The 1,072-nt window shown below is 45.1% G+C and carries 2 protein-coding genes; both read right to left on the minus strand.

Features of this window, described 5'->3' with window-relative positions; all coding sequences use genetic code 11:
• Window positions 1-658: ABC transporter ATP-binding protein (locus R7E47_RS25180; RefSeq protein ID WP_318085529.1), on the minus strand; the 658-nt coding region annotated here is incomplete at its 3' end.
• Window positions 658-1,072, minus strand: a 415-nt coding sequence (locus tag R7E47_RS25185; RefSeq protein ID WP_318085531.1) for an ABC transporter permease, incomplete at its 5' end; no start/stop codon positions are given. The genes R7E47_RS25180 and R7E47_RS25185, both read right to left, overlap by 1 nt.

Below are 1,072 nucleotides of genomic sequence, written 5' to 3' on the forward strand. Positions count from 1 at the left end.
TGCCGTATTGCTCAATAACACCGTGGTTCATCACCGCCATTTTGTCGGCAAACGCAAATGCTTCTTCACGACTGTGAGTCACGAAAATCGCAGTAACGCCTTGTGCCTTAAAAATCTTACGGATCTCGCTGATTAACTCGTGACGAACCTGAGTATCAATATTCGAAAACGGTTCATCCAAAAGCAGTAAATCAGGGCTGTAAGCCAGAGAACGGGCAATCGCAACGCGCTGTTGTTGTCCACCAGAAAGCTGATGTGGATAACGATCGGCGTAACCTTGAAGGTGCACGAGTTCTAGCATTTCATCGACTTTCGCGCGCTTTTCCTTTGCAGCTTGATGCTTCAAACCAAAGGCTATATTTTGTGCAACTGTCAGATGAGGAAATAGTGCATAATCTTGGAAGATCATTCCGATATTGCGCTCTTCTGGCGGCAACCAATTTTCACCATCATCAATCGTCTGACAATTTAAGCTCATTTGACCAGAAGTAAGAGGCAGCAAACCAGCAATCGCTTTCAACAATGTCGTTTTGCCACAACCACTCGCCCCTAAAAGACAAACGATTTGCCCCTGTTCAACTTCAAGCGACAAAGACTCTAAAACGGTTTGAGCATCGTATTGGCAAGTTAGGTTTTTAATTGATAGTGCGCAGCTCATCAGTGATTTTGCTCCAGTGAACGGTTAACAACAACAAGCGGGATCAACCCAACAAGAACCAACAATACAGCAGGCAGAGCTGCCAATTCTAAATGCTCATCCGAGGCAAAGTTATATACGTATGTTGCCAGTGTTTCAAAATTGAATGGACGCAGAAGCAGAGAGGCATTGAGCTCTTTCATCGACTCAATAAACACCAACAATGCCGCAATCAGTGCACCACGTTTTACCAGTGGAAAGTGCACTCGCCACAGCATCGTATTTGGCGTACATCCCATCGTGCGTGACGCCATATCTAACGATGGAGAAATTTTATTTAGATTACTTTCGATACTACCAATCGCAACAGCAGAGAAACGCACCACCATCGCAAAGATCAACGCAAACATTGAGCCTGAGAAAATCAGCCCCGGT

It is taken from the genome of Vibrio sp. Vb1026 (assembly GCF_033338745.1).
Taxonomy (GTDB): Bacteria; Pseudomonadota; Gammaproteobacteria; order Enterobacterales; family Vibrionaceae; genus Vibrio; species Vibrio alginolyticus.